The organism is Georgenia alba, assembly GCF_042665525.1.
In the GTDB taxonomy this organism is placed as follows: Bacteria; Actinomycetota; Actinomycetes; order Actinomycetales; family Actinomycetaceae; genus Allobogoriella; species Allobogoriella alba.
The window spans coordinates 276076-302082 of the sequence record NZ_JBHTCQ010000005.1 but is presented as its reverse complement, the minus strand read 5'-3'; the positions used below and the strand labels follow the sequence as shown (position 1 = coordinate 302082).

Sequence of the window (26007 nt, the reverse complement as noted above, 5' to 3'; positions counted from 1 at the left end):
GGGCCGCCGCCGCGACCTTCGCCGGGGCCGCCGCCGCGACCCTCGCCGGGGGCGCCGCCGCGACCTTCGCCGGGGCCGCCGCCGCGACCTTCGCCGGGGCCGCCGCCGCGACCCTCGCCCTGGCCGGGCTGCTCGTCGGCGCCGCCGACGTACTGGCCGGCGGCCTCCTTCGCGCTGTCGATCTGGTCGCTGAACCGTCCGCCGGTCAGGTCGTTGGCCTTCTCGGCAGCACCGTCGAGTGCCGCGCCTGCCTTCTCGGACTGCAGAGCGTCCTGGACCTTCTCGTTCTGCATGGCGCTCTTCGCCTTGTCGACGAAATCTCCGAAACCCATGTCGGTTCCTTTCCCCCTGCTTGTGATGGTTGCGTACCGGGGCAGGGAGCCAGAGGGCGCCCGTGCCTGGCACGGGTCGACTATAGGCACAGCTCGTCCGGGACCGACAGGCACGCCACCGTCCGTTCACCTGCCTGCCACCGGGTCTGCTGACCCGGAGCCAACCTTGAGCGGAATAGACTCAACTTTGCCGGAGTTCCGCTTTCAGTACGTTCCGTTGCAGCACCAGGAGGCCTGATGGACACCAAGCTCACGACCAAGTCGCAGGAGGCGATCGCTGCGGCGATCCAGTCCGCCGCGACGGCCGGCAACCCCCAGCTCGAGCCGATCCACGTCCTGTCCGCGCTGCTCGAGCAGGAAGGTGGAGTCGCCGTCGCCCTGCTCGACGCCGTGGGCGCGGACCGTGCTGCCATCGGTCAGCGTGTCTCGGCTGCCCTGGCCACCCTCCCCGGCGCCTCGGGCTCCTCCGTCGCCCAGCCCCAGACGTCGCGCGCCACGATGACGATGATCACCGACGCCGGCAACGAGGCGAAGACCCTCGGCGACGAGTACGTCTCCACCGAGCACCTCATGCTCGGGCTCGGCGCCTCGTCCACGCCGGCCGGAGAGATCCTGCGCGCGGCCGGCGCGGACCGCGACGCACTGCTCGACGCGCTGCCGTCGGTGCGCGGCTCCGCCAAGGTGACCACGCCGGACCCGGAGGGCACCTACAACGCCCTCGAGAAGTACGGCAACGACCTCACGGCCGCCGCGCGCGAGGGCAAGCTCGACCCGGTCATCGGCCGTGACGCCGAGATCCGCCGCGTGGTCCAGGTGCTGTCCCGCCGCACCAAGAACAACCCCGTCCTCATCGGCGAGCCCGGTGTCGGCAAGACCGCCGTCGTCGAGGGCCTCGCGCAGCGCGTCGTCGACGGTGACGTGCCGGAATCCCTGCGCGGTAAGCGCATCGTCGCCCTTGACCTCGCCGCGATGGTCGCCGGCGCCAAGTACCGCGGTGAGTTCGAGGAGCGGCTCAAGGCCGTGCTGCAGGAGATCAAGGACTCCGACGGCCAGATCGTCACCTTCATCGACGAGCTGCACACGGTGGTCGGTGCCGGGGCGTCGGAGGGCTCGATGGACGCCGGCAACATGCTCAAGCCCATGCTCGCGCGTGGCGAGCTGCGGCTGGTCGGCGCCACCACGTTGGACGAGTACCGCGAGCGGATCGAGAAGGACCCCGCCCTGGAGCGGCGCTTCCAGCAGGTCTTCGTCGGCGAGCCCTCCGTCGAGGACACGGTCGCGATCCTGCGTGGCATCGCCCCGAAGTACGAGGCTCACCACCAGGTGACCATCTCCGACGGCGCCCTCGTGGCCGCCGCCAGCCTCTCGGACCGGTACATCACCGGGCGGCAGCTGCCGGACAAGGCCATCGACCTCGTCGACGAGGCCGCGTCCCGGCTGCGCATGGAGCTCGACTCCTCCCCCGAGGAGGTCGACGCGCTGCGCCGCCAGGTGGACCGCCTCAAGATGGAGGAGTCCTACCTGGTCGAGTCCGAGGACGAGGCGTCCGTGGAACGGCTGGAGAAGCTGCGCGCCGACCTCGCCGACAAGAACGAGGAGCTCGCCGCGCTCACGGCGCGGTGGGAGTCCGAGAAGGCCGGGCACAACAGGGTCGGCGACCTGAAGCAACGCCTGGACACTCTCCGCACCGAGGCAGACCGTGCCGAGCGTGAGGGCCGGTACGAGGAAGCCGGACGGCTGCGCTACGGCGAGATCCCTGCCATCGAGGAGGAGATCGCCGACGCGGAGGCTGCCGAGGCGAGCGCACAGGCGAGCACGCAGGCCCCGATGATCGCGGACAAGGTCTCCGCCGACGAGGTGGCCGAGGTCGTCGCGTCCTGGACGGGCATCCCCGTCGGGCGGCTGCTGCAGGGCGAGACCGAGAAGCTGCTGCACATGGAGGACGTCATCGGCCGGCGCCTCATCGGGCAGGTCGAGGCGGTGCGCGCCGTGTCGGACGCGGTGCGACGCACGCGCGCCGGCGTCTCCGACCCCGACCGGCCGACCGGGTCCTTCCTGTTCCTCGGCCCGACCGGCGTCGGCAAGACCGAGCTGGCCAAGTCGCTCGCAGACTTCCTGTTCGACGATGAGCGCGCCATGGTGCGCATCGACATGTCGGAGTACTCCGAGAAGCACTCGGTGGCCCGCCTGGTCGGGGCCCCGCCTGGCTACGTCGGCTACGAGGAGGGCGGCCAGTTGACCGAGTCCGTCCGTCGCCGGCCGTACTCCGTGGTGCTCCTGGACGAGGTCGAGAAGGCCCACCCCGAGGTCTTCGACATCCTCCTGCAGGTCCTCGACGACGGCCGGCTGACCGACGGCCAGGGCCGCACGGTCGACTTCCGCAGCACGATCCTCGTCCTCACCTCCAACCTCGGTTCGCAGTTCCTGGTGGACACCGGCATGCCCGACGCGGAGAAGAAGGACGCGGTCATGCAGGCCGTCCGGGCGCACTTCAAGCCCGAGTTCCTCAACCGGCTGGACGACGTCGTCGTCTTCGACGCCCTCAGCGTCGCCGAGCTCGGCGCCATCGTCGACCTGCAGGTGGACCGGCTGGCACACCGGCTCGCCGACCGCCGCATCCGCCTTGAGGTCACCGACGCAGCTCGGGAGTGGCTCGCCCTCGAGGGGTACGACCCGGCCTACGGCGCCCGGCCGCTGCGCCGGCTCGTCCAGCGGGAGATCGGCGACCAGCTCGCCAGGATGCTGCTGGGCGGTGAGGCGCACGACGGCGACACCGTCGTGGTCGACCAGGCGGAGCTGGATCCCGCCGCGCTCGAGCGCGGTGCGCAGGGGCCGAGCCTGGTCCTCACGGTGAGCAGCACCGAGCCCGTCACGGCCTGATCAACCTGTCACCGTCGCGGGACCGGGCGTCGGGCCGCACCGGGATCGGCTGGCAGGCTTGGAGGTATGAGCGACTCGACGACCTTCAGCGCACTGGCGGACCTCGACCACGCGGTGGGCGTCGTCGTGACCGACTCGGACGGGACCCTCGAGCGGTACGGCGAGACCAGCCGGTCGTTCCGCTGGGCGTCCGTGACGAAGCTGGCCTCGGCGCTCGCCGCCCTGGTGGCGGTGCGGCGCGGGATGGTGCGGCTCGACGAGCCGGCCGGACCCGAGGGGTCGACGGTGCGGCACCTCCTCGCCCACGCGTCCGGGCTGCCGTTCGACTCCGGTGCCGCGCTCTCGGCGCCCGGGAAGCGACGTGTCTACTCCAACCTCGGCATCGAGGTGCTCGCGGAGCACGTGGCCGAGGCCACCGGCGTGGACTTCGCGGACTGGGCCGAGGAGACCGTCCTGACCCCGCTGGGCATGTCCAGCGTGATCCTCGAGGGCTCGCCCGCGCACGGCGCCAGCGGCTCAGCCGACGACCTCGCGCTCCTGGGACGGGAGCTGCTCGCCCCGACCCTCCTCGACGAGGCGCTGTTCGCCGAGGCGACCTCGGTGGTCTACCCGGGCCTGTCCGGGGTGCTGCCCGGCTTCGGGCGCCAGGAGCACAACGACTGGGGGCTCGGATTCGAGATCCGGGACCACAAGTCCCCGCACTGGACCGGCACGCACGGCTCGCCGCGGACCTTCGGGCACTTCGGGCAGTCGGGCAGCTTTCTGTGGGTGGACCCGGACGCCGGACTGGCGGCGGCGTTCCTGGGTGACGGCGCGTTCGGTGACTGGGCCGTGCAGACGTGGCCGGTGCTGAACGACGCGATCCTCGCCGCTCACGGTCGGGCGTGACGCCTCGGCGCCGTGTGCCTCACCGGACTGTGAAGTTGTCCGGTCCGATGCGCCCGGACATGTTCGGACCGGTCTGGTCCCTGGCGCCGCACAGGGCGAAGTGCATGCCGTCCTGCCACTGGTGCTCGTTAGGTAGGTAGGACTCGACCGCGAACCTCGAGGTGTCGATACCTGCGGGGGTCGTGATGTCGGCCGACGCGTCACTGCACCGGTTCGTGGCCTCCTCCTGCAGCGCATCGTGGCCGGGATACGCGCCACCGCCGAGGGAGACCTCGGTGAACAGCTCCAGCTCGTGCCACTCGTCGCAGTCGATCCGCAGGTCGACATGCCTCTCCGCGTCGGTCGGGGTGGCAGAGAAGCAGTCGCCGACGGACATCGTCTCCAGCGTGAGGATCTCCTCTGGTGGCACGGAGCCGCGCACGGTGAAGCTGTCGGTCCCGATGCTCCCGGACAGCTCAGGCCCGGACTCGTGGTAGACGATGCACAGGGCCGAGCGATCCCCGTTCTCCCAGCTGCCGGCGCGCGGGTAGAGCGTGCTGTTGATGACACCTGTCAGGTCCACGCCGGCCGGGATCGGAAGCTCTGCCGCCCGTGCTTCGCACTGCTGCCGCGTCTGCGCCTCGATCTCGTCCTGCCCGGGGTAGGCGCCGCCACCGAGCGGAATCTCCGCGTAGGCCTCTGCCTGGTGCCATTCACCGCAGTCGATGTAGGTCGCTTCCTCGACGCTGTCTCCGTACTCGAGCACGCAGTCGCCGACCGCCATCTCGTCCCACACGAGGTTCTCGTCGGGCTCCTGCGTGGATTCGGGTGCGGTGGACGGTGGCGGCGTCTCGGCGGGCGTGGTCGCCTGTGGCGCGGGGACGGACGGGGGGAGGAGCACGACCATCAGGACGGCGGCCAGCGCGAGTGTCGAGACGAGTCCGATCACCATGCCGGCGATGCCCGGGGTCGTGGAGCCGTACCCGCGCTTGGCCTGCAGGTAGGAAGCGGCGCCGAGGCCGTATCCGACCGGTCCTACGGGAATGCCGACCACGATCGCCGCGATCCCGAGCGCGCGGCCCGCCCGGCTACGGATCGGTCCGTACCACGGCGACGGCGCGTTCGGCTCAGGTGACGGCCCGTGCCCCCTCGGAGACGTCATGGCCCGCAACGTACCCGGATCGGGTGGGAGCGTCCATCATCGGATCTGGAACGACTCGCTCCCGAACGTTCCCGACATGTTCGGGCCGTCCGGGTGGATCGCCAGGCAGAGTGCTGACGTCACACCGTTGTTCCATGCCTCCCGCCCAGGGGTGAGGGCGTCGATCGCGATGACGCTCGGGTCGACGCCGGGCGGAAACGTGACCGAGTTCCCCGCCGCCACGCACTGCTCGATGGCGGCAGTGTCGACGGCGTCGTCGCCCGGGAACTCGCCCTGCCCGAGGGGCACCTCGAGGAATGCCTCCACCTGGTGCCACTCGCCGCAGTCGACGATGGTCACCACCGGGACCCCCGACTCGAGCCGGTGCGCGCAGGTGAGGACCTGCATGTTGCCCACCGGGATCTCCTCGCCGCTGCCCGGTGACGCCGGCGCGGTCGAACCGTCGGAACCGTCCGCCGTCGGCTGCGGGGCGGGCTGGCCGCCGCCCGGGTCCGTCGGTGGGGCGTACGCGGACAGTGAGGATGAGAGCAGGGACAGCACGAACAGCGTCACGGCCGCGGTGGACAGGCCACCGACGATCATCCCGGCGATCCCGAAGCCCTGGGGCCCGTGCCCGCGCTTGGCCTTCTGCTGGGAGATGAAGCCCAGGACCATCCCGAGCGGGCCGAGCGGGACACCGACGAAGATCGAGGCGATGCCCATCGACTGCCCGGCGTTCGTCGTGGCTCGGTGCTGCGGGACGGAGTTGTAGGGCTGTCCCGAGGAGAAGGAGACGCCGTACGCGCTCGGGTCCACTGCCATGGGACTCTGCTGCTGACCGTAGGGGCCGGCCGGCCCCTGGTACCCGCCGCCGGTCGGTGGTCCCTGTGGCGCACCGTAGCCCTGCGGCTGCTGCGCCGGCGGCCCTTGCCCCCACGATGACGTCATGGCCGAACCCTACCGGGGAGGCGCGGGAGCGTCCGGCGGCTCATCCGACCAGGTCGGACCGCACCGCGGTGTCCCACTCGGCGAGGCACGCGACCCGCTGCCCGTCCGCCGTGATGAGCGTGAGCGGGTCCGCCCCTGGCGCATCGAGGCCCGCGAGCTGCTGCCGGCAGAATCGTGCCGCCGCGGCCCGTGGGTCGGCCGCGCCCTCCGGCACGACGCCGACCTGGATCACCTGCGCACGGTGGGGCTGAGCGCACGGCACGAGCGTCACCTCGACGATGTCGTCGGCCGGGACGGACCGGACGCAGTTGCCGCGGCGCAGGTTCTCCGCCGGGACCTCGATCACCTCCGGTGCGTCGCCCGTGACGACCGGCGGGGCGAGCACGAGCGGGAGGACGATGGCGGCCACGGCGCACCAGGCCACGCCGAGCAGGAGGCCGACGACGGCGAACGGTCGTCCCCGCCGTCGCCGGGAGCGCGTGCGCACCACCCCGGCGACGCCGAGGCCGACGGCGACCGGCCCGGTGGGCAGCAGACCGGCACCGAGCGCGGCCACGGCGACCAGGTCGAGCGGCGGCTCCGTAGGCCGCGTCGCGGGCTGTCCGGCCGTTCCGGTCGCAGGCCGGTCAGCGCCTGGTTCGACGTTGCCGGGCGGGGCCCACGGGTCGTCGCTCATCCGTCCACCTCGATGACCACCGGCACGTGGTCCGAGGGTGCCTTGCCCTTGCGTTCCACCCGCTCGATCGACGCTGCCGTGACCCGGGCCGCGAGCGCCGGCGAGGCCTGCACGAAGTCGATGCGCATGCCCTCGTTCCGGGGGAACCGGAGCCGCTGGTAGTCCCAGTACGTGTACTGCGTGACCCGGTCGCGGGTGACCTCGGTGAAGCCGATGTCCTCGAACGCGCGGAACGCCTCGCGCTCCGGTGGTGAGACGTGCGTGGCGCCGTCGAACAGCGACATGTCCCAGACGTCCTCGTCGCGGGGGGCGATGTTCCAGTCGCCGGTGAGCGCGATCTGCGCCGTGGGGTCGGCGCGCAGCCAGTCCGCCGCGGCACCGCGCAGCGCCGCGAGCCAGTCGAGCTTGTACGCGTAGTGCGGGTCCGCCAGGACCCGGCCGTTGGGCACGTACAGGCTCCACACCCGCACGCCCGCGCACGTCACCCCGAGCGCGCGGGCCTCCTGCACGGGCGGGTCGCCCCAGCCGGGCATCCCCGCGAACGAGGTCTCGACGTCCTCCAGCCCCACGCGGGACGCGACCGCGACGCCGTTCCACTGGTCGCGCCCGTGCGTGACGACGTCGTAGCCCGCGAGCTGGAACGCCAGGTGCGGGAACTTCTCGTCCGAGCACTTGGTCTCCTGCATCGCCAGCACGTCGACGTCGGCCCGCTCGAGGAAGGCGACCACCCGGTCGGCGCGGGTCCGGATCGAGTTCACGTTCCACGTCGCCAACCTCATGGCCGGACACGCTACCCGGGCGCCGGGACCGCGGTGACGACTCTTCTGCCTACCCTCGTGGACATGGGAACCGCCCTCGTCACCGGGGCCACGGCCGGGATCGGGCTCGAGCTCGCCTGGCAGCTGGCCGCAGCCAACCACGACCTCGTGCTCGTCGCCCGCGGCGCGGACCGCCTCGAGTCCACCGCCCACCGGATCCGCTCCGCCGCGGGCGTGCAGGTGGAGGTTCTGCCCGCCGACCTGGGCGTCGCGGGCGGGCGTGACGCCGTCGTGGCGCGCCTGCGTTCCGAGGACAGGCCCGTGGGGCTCCTGGTCAACAACGCCGGGTTCGGCCTGGGGCAGCGGTTCGTCGACGGTGACCTCGCCCGCGAGGAGCTCGCCCTCGAGGTGATGGTGCATGCCGTGATGGTGCTGTCCAAGGCCGCCGCCGAGGCCATGGTCGCCCGTGGCCGGGGCGCGATCCTCAACGTCTCCTCGGTGGCGGCCGGGACGGCGATGGGCACCTATGCGGCGCACAAGGCCTGGGTGCGGTCCTTCACCGAGGGCCTCGCGTCGGAGCTTGCCGGCACCGGCGTCACCGCCACCGCGCTGTGTCCCGGGCTGGTGCGTACGGAGTTCCACGACTCCGCCGGGATGGACGCCTCGGTCTGGCCCTCGATCGGCTGGGTCGGCGTCGAGAAGGTCGCCGCCGCGGGCCTGCAGGCCGTCCGGCGGGGACAGGTGCTGTGCACGCCCAGCGTGCGCTACGCGGCCGTCGCGACGGCGCTCCGGCATGCGCCGCGCAGCCTGGTTCGCCGGTTCGCGGGCGCCTCCCGGTATCGCCGCGCCGTCGTGTGAGCCTCGCCGCGCGCCCAGTCGTCACACCCGCGGATCGCGAGGCGGGCGACCCGGCGCCAGCGTGCGGGCGGATAGGCTCACGCGCTGTGAGCACTTCCAACGACACCCCGCGGTCGGAGCTTGCCCGGCTGGTCCGTGACATCGCCGTCGTGCGGGGCGAGGTGACCCTCTCCTCCGGGCAGAGGTCCGACTACTACGTGGACATGCGCCGGGCCACCCTGCACCACGCCGCCTCCCCGCTCATCGGGCACGTCATGCTCGACCTGCTGGAGGAGAACGGCTTCGGGCCGGAGGAGATCGACGCCGTCGGGGGCCTCACGCTCGGCGCCGACCCGGTGGCCGCGGCGATCCTGCATGCCGCCGCCTCGCGCGGGCTCGAGCTGGACGCCTTCGTGGTCCGCAAGGAGGCCAAGAGCCACGGCATGCAGCGGCGGGTCGAGGGGCCAGGCGTCGCCGGCCGGCGAGTCGTCGCGCTTGATGACACCTCGACCACCGGCGGGAGCGTGCTCACCGCGGTCGAGGCGCTGCGTGCCGAGGCTGCCGAGGTGGTCGCGGTCGCCGTGGTCGTCGACCGGGACACCGGCGTGCGGGAGCGGATCGCCGACGCGGGGCTGCCGTACCTCTACGCGCTCGGCAAGGCGGACCTCGGCCTCGAGTGACGTCCTGATCGGCGGCGAGGGGAGAAGTCCCCACCGGTGTGGCGTGGTCGCGTGCGCGGCCTGTGGTTGAATCGCCGGCGAGCATCCTCGAGCGGGGGGAGAACCGCCATGGAAATCGTCGGTGTCCTGCTGGCCATCGCCGGACTCGTCGTCGTCATCGTCCTCATCTGGGCGATCGTGACCTACAACGGGTTCGTGCGGCTGCGGAACCTGGTCCAGGAGGCCTGGCGCCAGATCGACGTCGAGCTCCACCGCCGCTACGAGCTGATCCCCAACCTGCTCGAGACCGTCAAGGGCTACGCGGCCCACGAGCGTCAGCTCTTCGAGGAGGTCACCCGCGCCCGGGCGCAGGCGGCCCAGCCCGGCTCGACGCCCGCGCAGCAGGCACAGCAGGAGAACGAGCTCTCCTCGGCCCTGGGCCGCCTCTTCGCGGTCGCGGAGGGCTACCCGCAGCTGCGTGCCCAGGAAGGGTTCGTCGCCCTGCAGGAAGAGCTCACCAACACGGAGGACCGGATCGCCGCCGGCCGCCGCTTCTACAACGGCAACGTGCGCCAGCTGAACACCAAGACCGAGACCTTCCCGCCGAGCATCATCGCCTCGATGTTCGGGTTCCAGCGGGCCGAGTACTTCGAGGTCAACGACCCGGTCGTGCGCACCGCGCCGAACGTCAGCTTCGCCGACAACCAGGGCAACGTCGGCACCTACGCGCCGACCCAGCACCAGCAGGTCCAGGGGGAGGCCACGCCGTCGTTCGGTGGTCAGCGCGGCGGGTACGACCCGAACCGGGACGCCGGCCGGACCACCGAGGGGCAGGGCGGCGGCCGGCCGCCCCAGCAGCCCATGCCGCCGCAGGGCCAGCCGCCCGCCGGGCCGCCCCCGCAGCAGTGGCAGCAGCCGCCCCAGCAGTGACGGGGCTCAGAGCAGGTCGATGAGCTCCCGGATGGACGCCCGGACCTCCGTCGGGCGGTAGGGGTAGGTCTCGACCTCCTGCGCACTCGTCGAGCCCGTCAGCACCAGGTAGGTCCGCAGGCCTGCCTCCATGCCGGCGAGCACGTCGGTGTCCATCCGGTCCCCGATCATGGCCGTGGCCTCGGAGTGGGCCTCGATCCGGTTCAGCGCGGCACGGATCATCACCGGGTTGGGCTTGCCGATGAAGTACGGCGCCTGACCGGTGGCCTTGGAGATCATCGCGGCGACAGCTCCGGTCGCGGGCAGCGGCCCCTCCACGGAGGGGCCGGTGCTGTCCGGGTTGGTGGCGATGAACCGGGCGCCCCGCTTGATCAGCCGCACCGCCGTGGTGATGGCGGAGAAGGAGTAGGTCCGGGTCTCCCCGAGGATGACGTAGTCCGGGTTCGTCTCGGTGAGGATGTACCCGGCCTCGTGCAGCGCGGTCGTCAGACCCGCCTCGCCGATGACGTACGCGCTGCCGTTCGGCATCTGCTGGGAGACGAACGTCGCGGTCGCCAGCGCCGAGGTCCACAGCCGCTCTTCCGGCACCTCGATGCCGGAGGCGGACAGGCGGGCCGAGAGGTCGCGGGGAGTGAAGATCGAGTTGTTCGTCAGGACCAGGAACGGCAGGCCCTTCTCCCGCAGCGCACCGATGAACTCGGCCGCGCCGTCGAGCGCGACACCCTCGTGCACGAGGACCCCGTCCATGTCGGTCAGCCAGTTCTCGATCTGGTGCGGCTCGGACATCGGCACCTCCTCGTGCGCGAGACTACCCGGGTGACCGAACCCAGCGAGCCGGCTGCGGACGTCGGCGTCGGGCCGTGGCCCGGCGGACCGGGGAACTGGCCGCCGGACCCGCGCCTCGACCCGGACCTGCTCGCCGACGGCGACCGGCGCAACGTCCTGGACCGGTACCGGTACTGGAGCGTCGAGGCGATCGTCGCGGACCTGGACACCCGGCGCCACCCGCTGCACGTGGCGATCGAGAACTTCGGACACGACATGAACATCGGCTCGGTGGTTCGTACCGCCAACGCGTTCAACGTCGCCGAGGTTCACGTCGTCGGACGACGGCGGTGGAACCGGCGCGGCGCGATGGTCACCGACCGTTACGTGCACCTGCGGCACCACGACGACGTCGCCGACCTGCTCGCATGGGCGGAGACGGCGTCGCTGCCCGTCTACGGCGTCGACAACGTCCCCGGGTCCGTCCCCATCGAGGGTTTCGAGCTGCCGCGGGAGATGGTCATGGTCTTCGGGCAGGAGTCCGGCGGGCTCAGCGCGGCGGCGCGGGCGGGCTGCGCCGAGATCCTCCACATCAGCCAGTACGGCTCCACCCGGTCGATCAACGCCGGCGCGGCCGCCGCGGTCGCCATGCACGCCTGGATGGTCCGGCACGCCCGGCCCGCCTGAGCCCGCCGGTCCCGGGTTACCGCCCGGCGGCGGCGGGTGGAATGATCGGGTCGTACCGACTCTCGACCCCAGGAGACATCACCGTGCCCATCGCAACGCCCGAGTCCTACGCCGAGATGATCGACAAGGCGAAGGCGGGCACCTTCGCCTTCCCGGCGATCAACGTCACCTCCTCCCAGACCGTGACCGCGGCGCTGCGCGGGTTCGCCGAGGCCGAGTCCGACGGCATCCTGCAGGTGTCCGTGGGCGGTGGCGAGTACGCCTCCGGGTCCACGATCAAGGACCGCGTCGCCGGAACCGTCGCGCTCGCCCGGTACGCCCACGAGGTCGCCAAGAACTACGGCGTCACGGTCGCGCTGCACACCGACCACTGCGTCAAGGAGAACCTCGACAGCTGGGTCCGCCCGCTGCTCGCACTCGAGGCCGAGGAGGTCGCCGCCGGGAAGAACCCGACCTTCCAGTCCCACATGTTCGACGGGTCCACCGTCCCGCTCGAGGAGAACCTCGTCATCGCGGAGGAGCTGCTGGCCCTCTCCCAGCAGGCCCGCACGATCCTCGAGATCGAGATCGGCGTCGTCGGCGGTGAGGAGGACGGCCACGAGGCCGCCATCAACGAGAAGCTGTACACGACGCCGGAGGACGGCCTGGCGACAGCGCGGGCCCTCGGTACGGGCGAGAAGGGCCGCTACCTGACGGCCCTGACGTTCGGCAACGTGCACGGGGTCTACAAGCCCGGCGCCGTCCGGCTGCGTCCGGAGCTGCTGGGCCAGATCCAGGAGGCCGTAGGCGCCGAGGTCGGCAAGGACAAGCCGTTCGACCTGGTCTTCCACGGCGGGTCCGGCTCCACCTCGGAGGAGGTCGGCACCGCGGTGGACAACGGCGTGATCAAGATGAACATCGACACCGACACGCAGTACGCCTTCACCAGGCCCGTCGTGGACCACATGCTGAAGAACTACGACGGCGTGCTGAAGATCGACGGCGAGGTCGGCAACAAGAAGGCCTACGACCCGCGTGCGTGGGGCAAGGCCGCCGAGGCGGGCATGGCCGCGCGGGTGGTCGAGGCGTGCGAGTGGCTCCGCTCGGCGGGCAAGAAGCTCTGAGCGGCCACGCTGACGGCGTCCGGCCGTGCGTCGGGCGCCGTCAGATCGCGTCTTCCGGGAAGCCCGGGTCCTCCTCGACGACGTCGACGAGGTCGCCGATCCGGGTGACCTCCAGCAGGAAGCGCACCACGTCCGGCGGCTGGATCAGGGTCAGGCGGCCGGGGGCACGGCTGGCCAGGCGGGCGAGGATGGAGACACCGGAGGAGTCCATGAAGGTCACGTGGCGGGCGTCGACCTCGACGGGGTGCCCGGCACGCTCCGACTCGGCGATCGCGTCCGCGAGGTCGTCGGCAAGCGCGGCGTCGATCTCCCCGGACAGTACGAGCCGGGTGCGCGCGTGCGAGACCATGACGTGGACCGACCCGCTCTCGGCGGTCGACGGCCGGGCGCCGGCATGGTCCGGCTGAGGTGGTTCGGACACCGCACCTCCACTCGATCCGGGGCCGGGATGGCTCACGAGAGTGAACGCTAGACGATCGGAGGCCTTCGTGGGGACTCGATCCGCAGGTCAGCGTGCCGAGATGATCCTCGGTGGCTCGCTGGAGGTGCTCCGGCAGCTGCCGGACGGTGTCGTCGTGGTGGCGCGGGACGCCGGCCGCGACGGCGGCTTCGAGATCCTCCTCGCCAACGATGCCGCGGCAGAGCTGTTCGGCCTGGACCAGGACCAGCTGAACCGCAGCGGGCCGGACGTGCTGCGCCAGACCGGCGTCGACGAGAAGGGCGCGCGGGAGATCGCCGAGGCATTCTCGCGGGACGAGCCGGCCCGCGTGCGGACCCTCGTCACCCGGCGCGACGGTTCCCGGGTGTGGCTGTCCCTCGACCTCACCCCGATGACCGTGGCGCAGGTCGCGGAACGGGTCTGGGTCGCCGTCGTGCGGGACGTCTCGGCGGAGGTGGCGGACGCCCAGGGGGACCAGGTGCGCCTCGAGATCGAGCGGCGTGCGCGGCTCGCGCTGAGCATCGTGGCCAGGGTCTCCGACATCCTCCAGGAGCCCGACTCGGCGGACGTGCTGCGCGCCATCGCGGACCTGGTCACGCGGCAGGTCGTCGCGTGGTGCGGCTTCTTCGTCCTCGGTCGCGACCTGGAGGAGGTGGAGCGGATCGTCGACCGGCCGGCGCACCGGCGCAGCGTCGGACCCGAGGAGCTCGCCCGCGACCCCGTCCTGAACCTCCTCGAGGGCAAGGAGATGCGCACGCTGCGGCTCGAGCCGGACGAGGACCCCGGCTGCGGGACCGTCACCGCACGGCTGCTCGAGCTGCTCGAACCGCGCTTCGCGGCTGCCCCGGACGCGGACGGCAGCGTGCTCGTCCTGCCCGTACTGGGTCGGCTGCGTGCGCTCGGGTTGTTCGTCGCGCTGCCCTACGGCGGCCCCACCTCCGCCCGCATCAGCGGCGTGCTCTCGGACGACGGCGCGGAGCTCGCCATCGCGATCCTCCCCGACGAGGTGGGCACCGTGCTCGAGCTGGTGGCCCGCCGCGTCGGCATGGCGATGGACAACGCACAGCTCTACGCGCGCGAGCATGTCCTCGCCGAGACGCTGCAACGCTCGATGCTCCCCGAGCAGGCCGACGTGCCGGAGCTCGACGTGTGGACCTACTACGCACCGAACGTCGAGCACGCGCAGGTCGGCGGCGACTGGTACGACGTGGTGAATCTCGACGAGGAGACCGTCGCCCTCGTCGTCGGGGACGTCGTCGGGCACGACGTCGAGGCGGCCGCGGCGATGGGACAGCTGCGGTCCGTGGTGCGTGCGTACGCCCAGGAGCTCGTGGACCCCGCGACCGTCCTGACCCGCGTCGACAGCCTGGTCAACAGCATGAGCGTCCCGCGCTCCGCGTCGCTGATCTACGCCACGCTCTCGCGGCGGCGCAACGGCTGGGTGCTGCGGTACTCCCGTGCAGGCCACCTGCCGGGGCTGCTCCGCCGCGGTGACACCGTGACCGTGCTGGACGGCGTCGGCGGGCCACTCATCGGGTTCGACGGGGGAGGGCGCCGGACCGCCCAGATCGACGTCCAGCCCGGTGACGTGCTCGTGCACTACACCGACGGCCTGGTCGAGCGGCGCGACCGCGGCATGCGCGAAGGGCTCGACGAGCTCGTGGAGCTCACCCGGACCGTGCCGGTGCCCGACGCGGCGGGTGTGGGTGAGGAGCTGCTGCAGCTCGCCGCCGCCCCGGAGGACGACATCGCCGTCGTCGTCATCCGGGTCCCGGGTGGGGACGAGGACGTCATCGCGCGCCGGCGGCGGTGGCAGCTGACCTCGGACTCCAGCTCGATCGCCCGGGCGCGGCACGAGGTACGCCAGGCGTGCGAGGAATGGGGGGTGAACGATGCCGGGGCCGCCGAGCTCGTCGTCTCCGAGCTCGTCTCCAACGCCGTCATCCACGGCCGCCCGCCGGTCGGCCTCCGGCTGCACGCGCCGGGGGAGGGGCTGCGCATCGAGGTCGAGGACGGCAACCCGGCGCCGCCGGTGACCCGTGAGCAGAACGCCGCACGCGTCGGCGGCTACGGCATGCACATCGTGGACCGGCTGGCCCACTGGGGGTGGCGGCCGACCCCCCACGGGAAGGTGGTCTGGGCCCGCGTCCGCGGCTGACCTCGGCGCGGGGCTAGGCGTCCGAGCAACGGTGCCCGCGGTCGACCTGGAACAGCGTGAGCGCGCCGCAGATCTCGAGGACGAACAGCACCTCGTCGCTCGCTCCGCGCAGCACGGCCTCGCCACCGTCGCGCACCACGTCGTCGCCGACGGACATGAGGAACGCCGCGCCCGAGGAGTCGACGAACTCGGTCCGGCACAGGTCCACGACGAGCCGCCCGGGGCGCACGTCGTCCAACCGCGCGCTGACGTCCTGGAAACGGTCGCGCTCGGACAGGTCGAGGTCCCCCACCACCGCGAGCGTCGTCGTCGCCGCGGATACCGAGATCTCGATCACGGGTGCCTCCCTGCGTCGTTCGGCGTCGGCGACGCTAGCTCGGCTCGCCCGGTCCCGCACCCGGGCGGGTAACCTCGTCTGGGCGCCGCCCGGCGCCGTCGGCAGCGAGAGGGAGCAGTCTGATGCCAGCCGTGGTGGTCGTCGGTGCCCAGTGGGGCGACGAGGGGAAGGGCAAGGCGACCGACCAGCTGGGTTCCCGGGTCGACTACGTCGTGAAGTTCAACGGCGGCAACAACGCCGGGCATACCGTCGTCGTGGGGGACGAGACGTACGCGCTGCACCTGCTGCCCTCCGGCATCCTCTCGCCCGGCTGCGTGCCGGTCATCGGCAACGGCGTGGTGGTGGACCTGGAGGTCCTGTTCCAGGAGATCGATGACCTCGAGGCGCGCGGCGTGGACACCTCGCGGCTGCTCGTCTCGGCGAACGCTCACCTCATCCCGCCGTACAACCGCACGCTCGACAAGGTCACCGAGCGGTTCCTCGGCAAGCGGCAGATCGGTACCACGGGCCGCGGCATCGGGCCGACGTACGCGGACAAGATGAGCCGCGTCGGCATCCGTGTGCAGGACTTGTTCGACGCCTCGATCCTGCGGCAGAAGGTCGAGGGGGCGCTCACCCAGAAGAACCAGCTGCTGGTGAAGGTCTTCAACCGACGCGCCGTCGACGTCGAGGAGGTCACCGACAACCTGCTGTCCTTCGCCGACCGGCTGCGGCCGATGGTCGCGGACAGCTCGCGGGTGCTCAACGACGCGCTCGACGAGGGCAGGACGGTGGTGTTCGAGGCCGGGCAGGCCACCATGCTCGACGTCGACCACGGCACCTACCCGTTCGTCACGTCCTCCTCCGCGACCGCGGCCGGTGCCTGCACCGGGTCGGGCATCGGCCCGACCCGCATCGACCGCGTCGTCGGGGTGATCAAGGCGTACACGACGCGCGTCGGCGAAGGGCCGTTCCCGACCGAGCTGTTCGACGACCAGGGGGAGTTCCTGCGCAAGACCGGCGGTGAGTACGGCGTCACGACCGGCCGCCCGCGACGCACCGGGTGGTACGACGCCGTCGTCGCTCGGTACGCCACCCGCGTCAACGGGCTCACCGACCTGGTCCTCACGAAGCTCGACGTGCTGACCGGCCTGGAGAAGGTTCCGGTGTGCGTGGCCTACGAGGTGGACGGCGTGCGCCACAGCGAGATGCCCGCGGACCAGTCCTCCTTCCACCACGCGGTCCCGGTCTACGAGCACCTCGACGGCTGGTGGGAGGACATCTCGGGCGCCCGGACCTTCGAGGATCTCCCCGAGACCTGCCGCCGCTACGTGCTGGCCCTGGAGGAGATGAGCGGTACCCGGATCTCCGCCATCGGGGTCGGGCCGGACCGCGAGGCGACCATCGTCCGCCACGACCTGCTCGGCTGAGCCCGGCCGGCCGAGCCGCCCGCCCGTCGTTCCGACGAGCCGTCACGTGCTCGGTACGCGGTCACCTGCTCGACGTCACTCCTCCTCCGGCGCGTGCCGTTCGAGGAAGTCGTAGAGCTCGACGTCGTCGACCCCCGGGAAGGTGCCCGTCGGCAGCGGGCTGAGCACGTGCGCGTGCATCGCGGCACTGGGCCACGACCGCTCCCGCCACCGCTCGGCGCGCTCCGGGTCCGGCAGGCGGCAGCACGTGGTGTCCGGGCAGGTGGACGTCGTCCGGCGGGTCGTCTCCCGGCCGCGGAACCACTTCGCGTGCGCGAACGGCACGCCGAGCGTGATCGAGAACTCCGCGTCCCGCCCGGTCCCCGTCTGGGTGCTGCACCAGTAGGTTCCGGCCGGGGTGTCCGTGTACTGGTGGTACTCGGTGGACCGGTTGCGCCGCCCGAACGCCGACCGGGCCGCCCACCTCCGGCACAGCGGCTGCCCCTCGATCGCGCCCGAGGGGTCGGCCGGGAGCGGCACGCCGTCGTTGGCGTAGCCGCGGTACAGGGCGCCGTCGTCGTTGGCGCGGATGAAGTGCACGGGGATGTCGAGCAGCGATGTCGCGAGGTTCGTGAAGCGCTGCGCGGCGGAGTGGTGCGTGATGCCGAAGGCGTCGCGGAAGTCTTCCATGGAGAGGTTCTTCTCGGCCTTCGTGCGCTCGAGGAACACCTGCGCCGCGAACCGTGGCACCAGGCAGCACGCGGTGAAGTAGGCGATCTGCTGCCGCTGGTGCAGGAAGTCGCCGTAGTCGCGGGGCCGCTCGTGACCGAACAGCCGGTGCGCCATGGCCTGCAGGGCCAGCGAGCGCAGCCCGTACCCGCCCGGGATGGACGCCGGCGGCAGGTAGATCCGGCCGTTCTCCAGGTCGGTCACCGTGCGGGTGGAGTGCGGCAGGTCGTCGACGTGGATGATCGAGAAGCCGAGACGCTCGGCCATCTCGGCCACCATGCGGTGGGTGAGCGCCCCACCGGAGTACCCGACGGCGCGGACCTGGTCCTCCGCCATCGCCTCGATCTCGGGGACGTAGTTGTCCCGGGCCTGCATCTCCATGCGGAGCTCGGTGTTGATGCGCCGGGCCTCCTCCGGGGTGGCGATCGTGGCGCGGGCCCGCCGCTCGAGCTCGGCATGCAGCGCGACGAGGGACTCCAGGGCGTCGATGGGGAGGCGACGCCCCGGGCGCACGCGCGGCACGCCCAGCGAGGCGAAGAGCGGACCGCGCTGTGCCTGCTCGAGCGCGATCTCCAGGGCGGCCCGGCGGTCCGGCGGTGCCTCCGGACGCAGCAGCTCGCCCGGGGACGTGCCGAGCGCGGCCGCCAGGGCCGTCAGCAGCGACAGGCGCGGTTCGCGGCGGCCGTTCTCGACCAGGGAGAGCTGGCTCGTGGTGGACCCGACCTCGCCGGCCAGCTCGCGGAGTGTCAGGCCTCGCGCGGTGCGGGCGTGCCGGATGCGCCGGCCCAGCACGATCGGGTCCGCGGCGGGTAGCTCGGCGGGTGCGGGCTGCTCCGGATGCTTGACGGACATGAGTTGACCGTAGCGAAACTTCTGCAGGATTTTCCTGGCAAGTCCGGTTGTACATGCCCATTGCTCAGCGGAGAGTGGAACTCGTTCGCGTCATCAGGACGTGCTGACACCGGAGGACTTCCCATGGTCATGACCGACGCCGCACGCCGGACCGGAGCCGCCGACTTCGGTGGCGCCTCGATCCGGGACGCCGACTTGTTGGCTTGGGTGCGGGAGATCGCCGCGCTCACCGAGCCGGACCGCGTCTACGTCTGCGACGGATCCCAGGAGGAGTACGACCGCCTCACGGCGGAGCTGGTCGACGCCGGCACGTTCGTGCGGCTGAACGAGGAGAAGCGCCCGAACAGCTTCCTCGCCCGGTCCGAGCCCTCCGACGTCGCCCGCGTCGAGTCACGGACCTTCATCTGCTCCGAGCGCGAGATCGACGCGGGGCCCACCAACAACTGGGCCGAGCCCGGCGCGATGCGGCAGGAGCTCCGCGGCGTCTTCGCCGGCGCGATGCGCGGCCGGACCATGTACGTGGTTCCGTTCTCCATGGGCCCGGTCGGCGGTCCGATCTCGCGGGTCGGCGTCGAGCTGACGGACTCGCCGTACGTCGTCGTCTCCATGCGGATCATGACCCGCATGGGCGTCGCGGCCCTCGAGCAGATCGACGCGGGCGCCGACTGGGTCCCGGCGGTGCACTCCGTGGGCTACCCGCTGCGCGAGACCGACGGGGCCGAGCGCCCGGACGTGGCCTGGCCGTGCAACGAGACCAAGTACATCTGCCACTTCCCGGAGACGCGGGAGATCTGGTCCTACGGGTCCGGCTACGGCGGGAACGCGCTGCTGGGCAAGAAGTGCTACGCGCTGCGCATCGCCTCCGTGCTCGGTCGGGACGAGGGGTGGATGGCCGAGCACATGCTCATCCTGAAGATCACCGGGCCGGACGGGCGTGTCTACCACCTCGCCGCCGCGTTCCCGTCCGCCACCGGCAAGACGAACCTCGCGATGCTCCGCCCCACCATCCCGGGCTGGACGGTGGAGACGGTCGGGGACGACATCGCCTGGATGCGGCCCGGCCCCGACGGGAGGCTGCGCGCGATCAACCCCGAGGCCGGTTTCTTCGGCGTCGCTCCCGGTACCGGTGAGTCGACCAACCCGACCGCGGTCGCGGCACTCGACCGTGAGGTCGTCTTCACCAACGTCGCCCTGACCGACGACGGCGACGTGTGGTGGGAGGGCCTGACCGACGAGGCCCCCGCGCATCTCGTCGACTGGCGCGGCAACGACTGGACACCCGAGAAGGACACCCCGGCCGCCCACCCGAACTCCCGCTTCACCGTCCGCGCGGACCAGGCCCCCTCCATCGCCCCGGAGTGGGAGGACCTCGACGGCGTACCGATCGACGTGATCCTCTTCGGCGGGCGGCGCGCCACCAACGTGCCGCTCGTGGCCGAGTCCTACGACTGGGAGCACGGCGTCTTCATGGGCGCCACCGTCTCCTCGGAGCAGACCGCCGCCGCCGAGGGCACGGTCGGGGAGCTTCGCCGCGACCCGTTCGCGATGCTGCCGTTCTGCGGCTACAACATGGCCGACTACTGGAACCACTGGCTGCGCATGGGGGAGACGCTGGGCGAGCAGGCGCCGCGCATCTTCCAGGTCAACTGGTTCCGCAAGAACGCGGACGGGAAGTACATCTGGCCCGGCTTCGGTGAGAACTCCCGGGTCCTGGAGTGGGTGCTGCGCCGGATCAACGGCGAGGTTGAGGCGCTCGACGCACCGACCGGGCGCCTGCCCCGCACGGAGGACCTCAACCTGGACGGCCTCGACCTGACCGAGGACGAGCTGGCGGCGCTGTTCGAGGTCGACCCGGACAGCTGGGCCGCCGAGGCGGACGTGACCGAGGAGTACTTCCAGCAGTTCGGCGAGCGGCTGCCGCAGCAGATGACGGCCCAGCTCGCCGCCCTCCGCGGTCGCCTCGCGCGGTAGGTCCCGTTCGGCGGTGGTTGCCGTTCGAGCGGTGGTCCCGTTCGCGGTGGTTGCCCGTGCGGTGCGACGTCGGGCGCCACCGCTCGCGTGCGGGGCGACGTCGGAGTGTCCGCGAGGCTGGATGGTCCTGGCGGGAGCAGCGCAGGGCCCCCAGGGCCCGGAGCTGCGGATGGTCGCCTCGCGGCACCCGACGTGGCCCCGCGGGAAGGTGACCGGCTGCGGTGACCGGCCATGAGGTGACCGGCCATGAGGTGACCGGCCATGAGGCGAGTGCCGCAGAGGCGTTAGGGTCGAGGCTCGTGAAGATCCTCCTGATCGGCTCGGGTGCGCGGGAGCACGCCCTGGCCCGCGCCCTGGCCCAGGACCCGGCGACCGAGGAGCTGGTGGTCGCACCCGGGAACCCCGGCACCGCGGCGATCGCCCGCACCCTCGCCCTCGACATCCTCGACGGCGCCGCGGTCGCGACCGCCGCCCGGGAGATGGCTGCCGACCTGGTGGTCGTAGGGCCCGAGGCGCCGCTGGTCGCCGGCGTGGTCGACGCCGTCCGCGCGGCCGGGATCGCCTGCTTCGGCCCGGACGCCGCGGCCGCCCGGCTCGAGGGCTCCAAGGCGTTCGCCAAGGAGGTCATGGCGGCGGCCGAGGTCCCGACGGCGATGGCGCACGTGTGCACGAGCGTCGACCAGGTCGCCGCGGCGCTGGACGCGTTCGGTGCCCCGTACGTGGTGAAGGACGACGGGCTCGCCGCGGGCAAGGGCGTCGTCGTCACCGAGGACCGCGAGGCTGCGCTCGCGCACGCCTCCGCCTGCCTCGCCAAGGACGGCGGCGACCCGGCCACCGACGGGGCACCCGCCGTCGTCGTCGAGGAGTATCTGGACGGCCCGGAGGTCTCGCTGTTCTGCGTGTGCGACGGCACCGAGGTGGTGCCGCTCGCCCCTGCCCAGGACTACAAGCGACTCCGCGACGGCGACGCCGGACCCAACACCGGCGGCATGGGCGCCTACTCGCCCCTGCCGTGGGCGCCGGAGGACCTCACCGACCAGGTCCTCGATCGCGTGGCCAAGCCGGTGGTGGCCGAGATGGCACGGCGCGGCACCCCGTTCACCGGGCTGCTCTACTGCGGACTCGCCCTGACGTCGCGCGGGCTGCGCGTCGTGGAGTTCAACGTCCGCTTCGGCGACCCCGAGACCCAGGTGGTCCTCGCCCGCCTGACCTCCTCGCTCGGCGAGCTGCTGCACGCGGCCGCGGCCGGGCGCCTCCGCGACGTGCCGCCGCCGGAGTGGAGCCGTGGCGCCGCCGTGACCGTCGTGGTCGCCGCGCACGGCTATCCCGGCAGCGTCCGCAAGGGCGACCCGATCGACGGCGTGACCAACGCGGAGACCCTCGACGGCGTGCACGTGCTGCACGCCGGTACCGCGACGGACGGGGACGGGACGCTCGTCTCCTCCGGCGGCCGGGTGCTCAGCGTCGTCGCCACCGGGGACGACGTCGCCGCCGCCCGCGCCGCCGCCTACGCCGGCGTCGAGCGCATCACGCTCGCCGATGCCCAGCACCGCACGGACATCGCCGCCGGCGTCTGACCGGGCGGGACCCGCGACGCTCCGCCCGCCCTTGCCGGGCACCACACCGCCCGGCAGACTCACCAGCCATGACCCTGCACATCGGCGTCAAGCTCAGCCAGAACGCTCCGATCGAGGCCTATCGCGACGTGTGGCGGACCGCCGACGAGGCAGGCTTCGACCACGTCTGGGTGATGGACCACATCGCCTCGCTCGGGCCCGAGGACGACCGCCCGATCTTCGACGCCTGGGCCATGCAGGCGGCGATGGCCGTGGCGACGTCCCGGGTCCGGATCGGCTGCATGGTCACCGGGAACACCTACCGCCACCCCGGCGTGCTGGCGAAGCTCGCGACCACCGTGGACCACCTCTCAGGTGGACGGCTCGAGTTCGGCATCGGCGCGGGCTGGGCCGAGCGGGAGCACACCATGTACGGGCTGGACTTCGGCACCGTGGGATCCCGTTTCGACTGGCTGACCGAGGCGCTGGCGATCATCCGGTCGCTGTGGACCGAGCCGCGGACCAGCTACGACGGCGCGAAGTATCAGCTGGCCGGTGCCGTGGCCGAGCCCAAGCCGGTCCAGCGCCCGTACCCGCCGATCTGGATCGGGGGCTCCGGGCCGCGGCGCACCCTCAGGCTGGTGGCCGAGCATGCCGACGCGTGGAACGACACCAAGAGCACGCCCGAGGAGTTCGCCGCGCTGAACGGCGTCCTCGAACGGCACTGCGCCGACGTCGGCCGGGACCCGGCGCAGATCCGCCGTACCGTGCAGCTTCCCTCAGCCGGTCGCACCGAGAACGGCCTGCTGCGTGACGTCGAGGCCTTCGCGGCCCGCGGGGCCACCGAGTTCGTGATCGTGCTGCCGTGGGCCGCGGACGTGCGCACCGAGCTGGACGCGGTGGTCGAGGCGCTTCCCCGGCTGCGCGAGGCCGGCTGAGGAGCGGCGCTTCCGTCCTGCACGCATCCTCCGGGATGCGGCCACTCCGGACGTTCCGGTTGCGGCCGCTGGGTCTCGCTGGTCTGCTGGCCACCGCAGCTCGAGCGAGGAGGCGCGATGGCGCGGTCGGACCGCATCGCCGACGTCTGGGGCAGCCGCACCCCGTATGCCCGCGGGGAGACCTGGCCGGTGCGCGTGGACACCTTCCTCGAGCCGGGTGTCGACGCAGCGGACGTCGCGTGGGTGCAGAGCGCCTCGATCCTGCACTCCAACGGTGACGCCCTCGACATCGCCGTGCGGGACGGCCGCATGGTCGGTGTTCGCGGACGTGCCGAGGACCGCGTCAACCACGGCCGGCTCGGGCCCAAGGACCTGTACGGCTGGCAGGCCAACGCCTCGCCGGACCGGCTCACCCGGCCTCTCGTGCGCCGCGACGGCGAGCTCGTCGAGTCGACCTGGGACGACGCCATGGGCCGGATCGTCGCCCGCACCCATGAGCTGCTCGAGGAGCAGGGCCCCAGCGCGATCGGCTTCTACACCACCGGTCAGCTCTTCCTGGAGGAGTACTACACGCTCGGCGTGCTCGCGCACGGCGGCCTCGGCACCAACCATGTCGACGGCAACACTCGCCTGTGCACCGCCACCGCCGCGGCCGCCCTCAAGGAGTCCTTCGGGTGCGACGGCCAGCCAGGCTCGTACACCGACGTCGACCACGCCGACGTCATCGCGCTGTGGGGCCACAACATGGCCGAGACACAGACCGTGCTCTGGACCCGGGTCCTCGACCGGCTGGCCGGCCCGGACCCGCCCCAGATCGTCTGCGTCGATCCCCGTCCCACACCTGTCGCCGAGGCCGCGACCGTCCATCTCGCGCCGCGGCCGGGCACGAACGTCGCCCTCGTGAACGGGCTGCTCCACGAGATCGTGCGGAACGACTGGGTGGACCATGACTACGTGCACGCGCACGCCGTCGGGTTCGACGAGCTCGCGACGCGAGTGACGGAGTACCCGCCTGAGAAGGTCGCGCGGATCTGCGACGTTCCTGAGGACGACCTTCGCGAGGCCGCGCGGATCCTCGGCACCGCAGACCGGGTGCTCTCCACCGTCCTGCAGGGCTTCTACCAGTCGCACCAGGCCACCGCCGCGTCGGTCCAGGTCAACAACATCCACCTCGTGCGCGGCATGCTCGGCAGACCGGGCTGCGGCGTGCTGCAGATGAACGGCCAGCCGACGGCACAGAACACCAGGGAGGCCGGCGCCGACGGCGACCTCCCCGGCTTCCGGAACTGGTCGAACGACGACCACGTGCAGGACTTGGCCAGGGTCTGGAACGTCGATCCGCTGCAGATCCCGCACTACTCCCCGCCCACCCACGTCATGCAGATGATCCGCTACGCAGAGGAGGGATCCATCCGCATGCTCTGGGTCCAGGCGACGAACCCGGCGGTGTCGCTCCCCGAGCTCGCCCGCATCCGTTCGATCCTGGCCCAGGAGCGGCTCTTCCTCGTCGTCCAGGACATCTTCCTCTCCGAGACCGCCGAGCTGGCCGACGTCGTCCTCCCAGCCGCGACCTGGGGCGAGAAGACCGGCACGTTCACCAACGCGGACCGCACCGTCCACCTGTCCGAGAAGGCCGTGGAGCCGCCGGGCGAGGCACGTCCCGACCTGGAGATCTTCCTGGACTATGCCCGCCGCCTGGACCTCAAGGACAAGGACGGCCGCGCGCTGGTGCGGTGGCACGATCCCGAGTCGGCGTTCGAGGCGTGGAAGGAGTGCAGCCGCGGCCGGCCCTGCGACTACACCGGTCTGAGCTACGACAGGCTCCGAGGCGGCAGCGGTGTCCAGTGGCCCTGCACCGACGAGGCACCCGACGGCACGGAGAGGCTCTACGCCGACGGGCAGTTCTTCGCCGCGCCCGACTACTGCGAGAGCTACGGCCGCGACATGGTCACCGGGGCGCCCCTCGAACCCACCGAGTACCGGGCGATGAATCCCGACGGCAAGGCGGTCATCAAGGCCGCCGAGTACGTGCCGCCGCACGAGCTGCCGAGTCCGGAGTACCCGTTCCAGCTGATCACCGGCCGCACCGTCTACCACTTCCATACCCGGACCAAGACCGGCCGCGTCCCGCAGCTCCAGGCTGCCGCACCCGACGTGTGGGTCGAGGTCTCCGCCGGTGACGCCGAGCTGCTCGGCGTCACGGAAGGCGATCTCGCCGAGATCACCACCCCGCGCGGCACCGTTCGCGCCCGCACCCGCGTGACCGGTATTCGCGAGGGCGTCGTGTTCCTGCCCTTCCACTACGGGTACTGGGACGTGGGTCCCGACGGCGGTGGCCGCGCCGCCAACGAGCTGACCATCACCGAGTGGGACCCCGCGTCGAAGCAGCCGATCTTCAAGACGGCGGCCGCCCGCGTGGCGAAGGTGGAGCGGTCTCCCGGTCCGCCGTCGTCGGCGCCGACGACGACGGCGTCCGCCCCGCTGGGCACTCCGGCGACGCCCACGAGGGGCGGCGAGTCCGCGCTCGCGGACGAGCAGGTCCGGGGAGCCGGACGATGAAGATCGGGCTGGCCCTGGTGGAGCTGCAGCGCTCGGAGAACGACCTCGCGCACGAGCTGCTCCAGGTGGCTGACCGGCACAAGGTCGACCACGAGATCTTCCACGTGGCGCAGGATCTTGCCGCGTGGTCGCAGCGGCACGTCCGCGAGATCGCCGAGCTCGCCGAGGACTACGGCGAGCGGCTCGACAAGGACCCGAAGGGGGAGTCGCACGTCGCCGCGAAGGTCCTCGACAAGGGCAGTGAGCTGCTCGGCCGCGCGCGTGCGCCGGGGCTGCTCATGCTGCGCGACCTGCGCATGATCCACATGAAGGCGGCCGGTGTCTCGGTGGACTGGGAGATGCTCGGCCAGGCGGCGCAGGGCATCAAGCACACCGACCTGCTTGCGCTCACCCAGCGTTGTCACCCGGACACGCTGCGCCAGATGCGGTGGGCGAACGCGAAGCTGAAGGAAGTCTCGACGCAGGTACTCGTCAGCTGATCGGATGCGCGTCGGGCC

The 26007-nt window shown here is 71.9% G+C and carries 23 protein-coding genes; 14 read left to right on the top strand and 9 right to left on the bottom strand.

The window, feature by feature from the left end:
• The coding region (locus ACFQQL_RS19070; protein ID WP_382396795.1) for an Rv0909 family putative TA system antitoxin at window positions 1-332 on the bottom strand (332 nt) is incomplete at its 3' end.
• 237 nt (window positions 333-569) lie between these two features.
• On the opposite strand from ACFQQL_RS19070, the gene clpB reads away from it, so the two are divergent.
• Together clpB and ACFQQL_RS19060 are read left to right on the top strand one after the other, a co-directional pair.
• Complete coding sequence (clpB, locus tag ACFQQL_RS19065; protein WP_382396793.1) at window positions 570-3212, top strand: ATP-dependent chaperone ClpB; 2643 nt, start codon at window positions 570-572, stop codon at window positions 3210-3212.
• Between the two features lie 66 nt (window positions 3213-3278).
• The gene (locus ACFQQL_RS19060) at window positions 3279-4100 is read left to right on the top strand and encodes a serine hydrolase domain-containing protein (RefSeq protein ID WP_382396791.1); all 822 of its coding nucleotides are present in this window, start codon (window positions 3279-3281) and stop codon (window positions 4098-4100) included.
• Between the two features lie 19 nt (window positions 4101-4119).
• Here ACFQQL_RS19060 and ACFQQL_RS19055 read toward each other — a convergent pair whose 3' ends face one another.
• The 4 genes from ACFQQL_RS19055 to ACFQQL_RS19040 are packed head-to-tail and all read right to left on the bottom strand — an operon-like array spanning window position 4120 to window position 7623.
• The gene (locus ACFQQL_RS19055; RefSeq protein ID WP_382396789.1) at window positions 4120-5241 is read right to left on the bottom strand and encodes a septum formation family protein; all 1122 of its coding nucleotides are present in this window, start codon (window positions 5239-5241) and stop codon (window positions 4120-4122) included.
• A 36-nt stretch (window positions 5242-5277) separates the two neighbouring features.
• Complete coding sequence (locus ACFQQL_RS19050; RefSeq protein WP_382396787.1) at window positions 5278-6168, bottom strand: DUF4190 domain-containing protein; 891 nt, start codon at window positions 6166-6168, stop codon at window positions 5278-5280.
• Between the two features lie 40 nt (window positions 6169-6208).
• Window positions 6209-6844 (bottom strand): hypothetical protein, encoded by a 636-nt coding sequence (locus ACFQQL_RS19045; RefSeq protein WP_382396785.1) that lies wholly within the window; start codon window positions 6842-6844, stop codon window positions 6209-6211.
• Window positions 6841-7623, bottom strand: a complete 783-nt coding sequence (locus ACFQQL_RS19040) for an exodeoxyribonuclease III (RefSeq protein WP_382396783.1) — start codon at window positions 7621-7623, stop codon at window positions 6841-6843. The genes ACFQQL_RS19045 and ACFQQL_RS19040 overlap by 4 nt, the downstream gene beginning before the upstream one ends.
• 63 nt (window positions 7624-7686) lie before the next feature.
• On the opposite strand from ACFQQL_RS19040, the gene ACFQQL_RS19035 reads away from it, so the two are divergent.
• The 3 genes from ACFQQL_RS19035 to ACFQQL_RS19025 all read left to right on the top strand — a co-directional run bounded on the left by ACFQQL_RS19035 (window position 7687) and on the right by ACFQQL_RS19025 (window position 10028).
• Window positions 7687-8460 (top strand): SDR family NAD(P)-dependent oxidoreductase, encoded by a 774-nt coding sequence (locus ACFQQL_RS19035; protein ID WP_382396781.1) that lies wholly within the window; start codon window positions 7687-7689, stop codon window positions 8458-8460.
• Between the two features lie 86 nt (window positions 8461-8546).
• Window positions 8547-9119, top strand: a complete 573-nt coding sequence (pyrE, locus tag ACFQQL_RS19030; RefSeq protein WP_382396779.1) for an orotate phosphoribosyltransferase — start codon at window positions 8547-8549, stop codon at window positions 9117-9119.
• A gap of 108 nt (window positions 9120-9227) precedes the next feature.
• Window positions 9228-10028, top strand: a complete 801-nt coding sequence (locus ACFQQL_RS19025; RefSeq protein ID WP_382396777.1) for a LemA family protein — start codon at window positions 9228-9230, stop codon at window positions 10026-10028.
• Between the two features lie 6 nt (window positions 10029-10034).
• Here the strand turns inward: ACFQQL_RS19025 and ACFQQL_RS19020 are convergent, their stop codons facing one another.
• Complete coding sequence (locus ACFQQL_RS19020; protein ID WP_382396775.1) at window positions 10035-10814, bottom strand: HAD-IIA family hydrolase; 780 nt, start codon at window positions 10812-10814, stop codon at window positions 10035-10037.
• A gap of 30 nt (window positions 10815-10844) precedes the next feature.
• Between ACFQQL_RS19020 and ACFQQL_RS19015 the strand changes: the two genes are divergently transcribed.
• Together ACFQQL_RS19015 and fbaA are read left to right on the top strand one after the other, a co-directional pair.
• Entirely contained in the window at window positions 10845-11480 is a 636-nt protein-coding gene (locus ACFQQL_RS19015) for a TrmH family RNA methyltransferase (RefSeq protein ID WP_382396773.1), read from the top strand.
• A gap of 83 nt (window positions 11481-11563) precedes the next feature.
• The gene (gene fbaA, locus ACFQQL_RS19010; RefSeq protein ID WP_382396771.1) at window positions 11564-12583 is read left to right on the top strand and encodes a class II fructose-bisphosphate aldolase; all 1020 of its coding nucleotides are present in this window, start codon (window positions 11564-11566) and stop codon (window positions 12581-12583) included.
• Between the two features lie 40 nt (window positions 12584-12623).
• Here fbaA and ACFQQL_RS19005 read toward each other — a convergent pair whose 3' ends face one another.
• Window positions 12624-13004, bottom strand: coding sequence for an STAS domain-containing protein (locus ACFQQL_RS19005; RefSeq protein ID WP_382396769.1), 381 nt, complete (start codon window positions 13002-13004; stop codon window positions 12624-12626).
• Window positions 13005-13071: 67 nt separating this feature from the next.
• Here ACFQQL_RS19005 and ACFQQL_RS19000 point away from each other — a divergent pair, with 67 nt between their 5' ends.
• Window positions 13072-15180, top strand: coding sequence for a SpoIIE family protein phosphatase (locus ACFQQL_RS19000; RefSeq protein ID WP_382396767.1), 2109 nt, complete (start codon window positions 13072-13074; stop codon window positions 15178-15180).
• 13 nt (window positions 15181-15193) lie between these two features.
• On the opposite strand, the gene ACFQQL_RS18995 is transcribed toward ACFQQL_RS19000, so the two are convergent.
• Entirely contained in the window at window positions 15194-15517 is a 324-nt protein-coding gene (locus ACFQQL_RS18995; RefSeq protein ID WP_382396765.1) for an STAS domain-containing protein, read from the bottom strand.
• Window positions 15518-15639: 122 nt separating this feature from the next.
• On the opposite strand from ACFQQL_RS18995, the gene ACFQQL_RS18990 reads away from it, so the two are divergent.
• Window positions 15640-16926 (top strand): adenylosuccinate synthase, encoded by a 1287-nt coding sequence (locus tag ACFQQL_RS18990; RefSeq protein WP_382396763.1) that lies wholly within the window; start codon window positions 15640-15642, stop codon window positions 16924-16926.
• A gap of 75 nt (window positions 16927-17001) precedes the next feature.
• Here ACFQQL_RS18990 and ACFQQL_RS18985 read toward each other — a convergent pair whose 3' ends face one another.
• The gene (locus ACFQQL_RS18985) at window positions 17002-18486 is read right to left on the bottom strand and encodes a helix-turn-helix domain-containing protein (RefSeq protein ID WP_382396761.1); all 1485 of its coding nucleotides are present in this window, start codon (window positions 18484-18486) and stop codon (window positions 17002-17004) included.
• Window positions 18487-18615: 129 nt separating this feature from the next.
• Here ACFQQL_RS18985 and ACFQQL_RS18980 point away from each other — a divergent pair, with 129 nt between their 5' ends.
• The 5 genes from ACFQQL_RS18980 (at window position 18616) to ACFQQL_RS18960 (ending at window position 25989) form a co-directional block, all read left to right on the top strand.
• A complete protein-coding gene (locus ACFQQL_RS18980) occupies window positions 18616-20457 on the top strand; it encodes a phosphoenolpyruvate carboxykinase (GTP) (RefSeq protein ID WP_382396827.1) in 1842 nt (613 codons plus the stop codon).
• 299 nt (window positions 20458-20756) lie between these two features.
• A complete protein-coding gene (gene purD, locus ACFQQL_RS18975; protein ID WP_382396759.1) occupies window positions 20757-22034 on the top strand; it encodes a phosphoribosylamine--glycine ligase in 1278 nt (425 codons plus the stop codon).
• 68 nt (window positions 22035-22102) lie between these two features.
• The gene (locus tag ACFQQL_RS18970; RefSeq protein WP_382396757.1) at window positions 22103-22951 is read left to right on the top strand and encodes an LLM class F420-dependent oxidoreductase; all 849 of its coding nucleotides are present in this window, start codon (window positions 22103-22105) and stop codon (window positions 22949-22951) included.
• Window positions 22952-23068: 117 nt separating this feature from the next.
• A complete protein-coding gene (locus ACFQQL_RS18965; protein WP_382396755.1) occupies window positions 23069-25510 on the top strand; it encodes a molybdopterin oxidoreductase family protein in 2442 nt (813 codons plus the stop codon).
• A complete protein-coding gene (locus tag ACFQQL_RS18960) occupies window positions 25507-25989 on the top strand; it encodes a hypothetical protein (RefSeq protein ID WP_382396753.1) in 483 nt (160 codons plus the stop codon). Before ACFQQL_RS18965 ends, ACFQQL_RS18960 begins: the two co-directional genes overlap by 4 nt.
• The last annotated feature ends 18 nt before the right edge of the window (window positions 25990-26007 follow it).